The 549-nt window shown below is 66.5% G+C and carries 1 protein-coding gene; it reads right to left on the bottom strand.

What is annotated here, in order from left to right; all coding sequences use genetic code 11:
• Window positions 1–549: RNA-guided endonuclease InsQ/TnpB family protein (locus GAS53_RS57420; RefSeq protein ID WP_404829444.1), on the bottom strand; the 549-nt coding region annotated here is incomplete at both ends.

The raw sequence follows: 549 nt of genomic DNA, 5'->3' as shown, positions 1-549 counted from the left end.
CAAGCTGCCGCTGGGCTGTGGCGAGGCGTGCGCGGTCACGGCGCTCGTGCCGGGGATTGGAGACCCTCTCCCCGGTCGAGAGCGTCAGCAGGTGGTCGAGCCCGACGTCGATACCGATGGCCGCGTCGGTGGCGAGGAGCGGCTGGACGGACGGGTCTTCGCACAGCATGGACACGTACCAGCGTCCCGCCGCGTCCTGCGACACAGTCACCGTGGACGGCGCCGCACCCTCCGGAAGCGGACGGGACCACACGATGTCGAGCGGCTCCGCCATCTTCGCCAACGTCAGCTTGCTGTCTCGAAATCGGAACGCGCTGGTGGTGTACTCCGCCGACTTCCGCGACTTCTTCCGCGACTTGAAGCGCGGGTACTTGGCCCGCTTGCCGAAGAAGTTGGTGAACGCCACTTGGAGGTGCCGAAGAGCCTGCTGGAGCGGAACGGAGGAGACGTCGTTGAGGTACGCGAGTTCCTCGGTCTTCTTCCAGGCCGTCAGCATCGCCGACGTCTGGTTGTAGTTCACCCGCTCTTGCCGCGTCCACGCTTGCGTGC

The organism is Streptomyces albicerus, from assembly GCF_008905045.1.
Classification (GTDB): Bacteria; Actinomycetota; Actinomycetes; order Streptomycetales; family Streptomycetaceae; genus Streptomyces; species Streptomyces albicerus.
The sequence above is the reverse complement of the archived record's forward strand: the minus strand, read 5'-3'. Positions and strand labels throughout refer to the sequence as shown.